Below are 3,279 nucleotides of genomic sequence, written 5' to 3'. Positions count from 1 at the left end.
CATCTGTGGCCATTCAAGAAATTCGTCACCCACTTATTCGTCATAAATTAGGTTTGTTACGTCGTTCTGACATCAGTACTAAGAATTTCCGTGAGCTTGCTCAGGAAGTGACTATGTTGTTGACGTATGAAGCAACAAAAGATTTACCCGTTGTGGATTGCGAAATTGATGGATGGGCTGGAACTGTTACTACACAGCGTATTGCTGGTAAAAAAATAACGATTGTACCGATTTTACGTGCTGGAATTGGTATGTTGGATGGTGTACTCAATCTGATCCCAAGCGCAAAAGTGAGCGTTTTAGGTCTTGAGCGTAATGAAGAAACATTAGAGGTTCGCACGTACTATAAAAAATTAGTTCCAGATGTGGCTAACCGTCTTGCGATGATTATTGACCCAATGCTAGCAACAGGTAATTCGTTAGTTGCTGCTATTGATGTATTAAAGGCAAGTGGTTGTAAAGATATCCGTGTTATGGTGTTAGTTGCTGCTCCAGAAGGTATTGCTAAAGTTGAAGCAGCTCATCCTGATGTGCAAATTTATACAGCATCTATTGATAATGGCTTAAATGAACAAGGTTATATTGTTCCTGGCTTGGGCGATGCTGGCGATAAAATTTTTGGTAGTGTACAAAAAGATTAATTTTTGAAATAGCATTAAAAAGAGACTTCATTCAACCGTATAATTTTAAAAACGGAATCGTGAGTCTCTTTTTTATTTACTGCAATGACTGGATTGGAAAAGTAGGGGAAAGATCATGAAGCAAGAGTTTTATACTGGAAGGGTAAAACAATATAATGCTGATAAAGGGTTTGGTTTTATTGAAACTACTGAAGGAGATATTTTCTTTCATATTTCTGATTTCCCAGCATCAGAGGGCGAACCGAAAAGAAATGAAAAAGTGAGATTTCTTGCCGCAGATAATCAGGGCAAATTTAAAGCAATCAAAATTGAGCGTGTTGACCCGAATCCTGCGAAAACCAAGAAAAATAAAATTGCGGATCACAATAAAGCGATCACAAGCCAATTATTGTCAAATTTTCGACGTTAATTAATGAAAAGATCAGGTTTTAAACCTGATCTTCACAAAATTGTAAGAATGCTTTGAGGCCAGGCCCCTGATACTTTTGACGGTGTACCAACATATAAAGCGGACGGGTAAGCTGCCAGAATGGTGTATCTAAAATTACTAATTGTCCCTTTTCAATTAAAGGTTCAATAGCAAGTTTAGAAATACATGACATACCTAAACCACCAGCAACGATTTTTAAAATTGCTTCATTGTGACCTAGAGTGAGGCGAATATTCGCGTCTGGCAGATCTTGTAATATAGCATTATCAAACACTTCACGAGTTCCTGAACCTTCTTCACGTAAAATCCATTCAATTTGAAGAAAATCATGGGCTGTTAAAGGTCTATTTAAGCGTGCTAACGGATGATTTGGGGAGCAGCAGACTGCAAGCTCGTCATCACGCCAATGGATACATTGGAGCTGAGGTAAGTGACATGATCCTTCAATTAAAGCTAAATCAAGTTGGAATTGATTGACTGCTTCAATCATTTGACGTGTATTGCCCACTTGTAATTGCAAATGTGCTTTAGGGTGATGCTGTAAAAAGTTTGCCATTAAATCTGGCATGAGGTAATCACTAATCGTTAAAGTGGCCCCAATACGTAAATCAATGCTTTGCAATTCACCTTTTGCAGCTTGCTCAAAAGCTTCACAGCGGCCTAATATTTCTAAGGCTTGAGGCAAAAGAAAGCGACCTAAATCATTAAGCTGTAATCGTTTACCTAAACGATCAAATAGAGGAGCACCAAGACCATCCTCTAAATCTGCTAAAGCCATACTTGCTGCACTTTGCGTCAGTCTGACCGCATCACTGGCTTTAGTGACAGTTCCTTCTTGAGCGACTGCTACAAAAACAGCCAACTGGCGTAATGTCATGCGCATGTTTAAAAAGCCTTAACGTTTAAAAGTATTCATTATTTCGGCTGTCATGCTAACATGAGCGCACTATTTCATGCCACGTTGAAATCATGTCAATTGAAAAATTTAGCGTAGAAAAAGTTTTATCTGTACACCGTTGGACCTCAACTCTTTTCAGTTTCACCATGACTCGCCCTGCACATTTTAAATTTACGGCTGGGCAATTTGCACGTATTGGGCTGAAAGTTGGAGAGGAACTTGTTGTTCGTGCTTATTCTGTAGTTTCTTCTCCATTTGATGAAACGCTTGAATTCTTTTCGATTGTGGTACCCGATGGCGCATTTACTTCAAACCTTCAACATCTAAAAGTAGGTGATGAGCTTTTCTTAGAAAAAATACCATATGGCTATTTGACTTTAGCTCGCTATCAACAACCTTTACCGCATGATTTATGGTTATTGGCAACTGGTACAGGTTTAGCTCCATTTTTATCGATGCTACAAGACTTTGAAACTTGGTCTAATTATCAAAAGATTAATTTGGTCTATAGTGTTCGTACTGCAGATGAGTTGGCTTATGTTGATCGTATTCAAGAGATTGCTGAAACTTTTGGAGAAGGATATAACGGATTTAAATTTATTCCGATTATTACTCGAGATCCATCTGCGCTATTGTATGATCGTTTGCCGATTCTCATTGAAAATGGTGAACTAGAAAAATCTGCTGGTATAGAACTGAACCCTACCACAAGCCATGTCATGCTTTGCGGAAATCCGCAAATGGTAGATGACACTAAAGAGGCTTTAAAACGCCGTGGTTTGACGATGAATCGTCGAGGTGAGGGGAATATTGCGGTAGAAAATTACTGGTAATAAATCTTATTTTGAAAGTACTTTAAAATTAATTTTATGGATATGTTTATTAGTGGACAAACATATCCATAAATTCGCGAATTTCTGCAATTGCACTATCTACATCAGTTGAAAGCCAAGTTGGCTCAAAAAGACCTGCATAATGTTCCAAACGATCTTGTGGAACCACTAGGCGAACTGGACAATCTTCTTCAAGTAAACGCCAAGGTAAAATCGGAACTTCATTGTCCAAAAAAATATTGATATTACGAATATCAACAATCATGGCATTAATGCAGTCAGGAAATGGCATGACGGAAAATTCTTCAGTACGGCGACGAAAATACTCTAAATCACCCCATTTGAGTTCATAGCTTGGTTTATTAAATTCAATAATACCAATGAGATGTTCGTCTCTCGTCTGGTGTAAATAACATTGATGTGTGACGTCAGTGTCGAGATCAAGTGTTACGTTTTGCTGACGATACATCATAAAAT

At 38.2% G+C, this 3,279-nt stretch carries 5 protein-coding genes; 3 read left to right on the top strand and 2 right to left on the bottom strand.

The window, feature by feature from the left end; translation table 11 throughout:
• Positions 1–5 precede the first annotated feature (5 nt).
• Both upp and HUN22_RS16230 read left to right on the top strand, forming a co-directional pair.
• Positions 6–641: a uracil phosphoribosyltransferase gene (gene upp, locus HUN22_RS16235; protein WP_174731526.1), complete on the top strand. Its 636-nt coding sequence runs from the start codon at positions 6–8 to the stop codon at positions 639–641.
• A 115-nt stretch (positions 642–756) separates the two neighbouring features.
• Positions 757–1,050 (top strand): cold shock domain-containing protein, encoded by a 294-nt coding sequence (locus HUN22_RS16230; protein ID WP_174731523.1) that lies wholly within the window; start codon positions 757–759, stop codon positions 1,048–1,050.
• A gap of 19 nt (positions 1,051–1,069) precedes the next feature.
• On the opposite strand, the gene gigC is transcribed toward HUN22_RS16230, so the two are convergent.
• A complete protein-coding gene (gene gigC / locus HUN22_RS16225; protein ID WP_104080128.1) occupies positions 1,070–1,954 on the bottom strand; it encodes a LysR family transcriptional regulator GigC in 885 nt (294 codons plus the stop codon).
• An 86-nt stretch (positions 1,955–2,040) separates the two neighbouring features.
• On the opposite strand from gigC, the gene HUN22_RS16220 reads away from it, so the two are divergent.
• Complete coding sequence (locus tag HUN22_RS16220) at positions 2,041–2,802, top strand: ferredoxin--NADP reductase (protein ID WP_174731520.1); 762 nt, start codon at positions 2,041–2,043, stop codon at positions 2,800–2,802.
• A gap of 49 nt (positions 2,803–2,851) precedes the next feature.
• On the opposite strand, the gene HUN22_RS16215 is transcribed toward HUN22_RS16220, so the two are convergent.
• Positions 2,852–3,271, bottom strand: a complete 420-nt coding sequence (locus tag HUN22_RS16215; protein WP_171067949.1) for a hypothetical protein — start codon at positions 3,269–3,271, stop codon at positions 2,852–2,854.
• Between the last annotated feature and the right edge of the window lie 8 nt (positions 3,272–3,279).

Origin of the sequence: Acinetobacter lactucae, assembly GCF_013344765.1 — a bacterium.
Classification (GTDB): Bacteria; Pseudomonadota; Gammaproteobacteria; order Pseudomonadales; family Moraxellaceae; genus Acinetobacter; species Acinetobacter lactucae_A.
The sequence above is the reverse complement of the archived record's forward strand: the minus strand, read 5'-3'. Positions and strand labels throughout refer to the sequence as shown.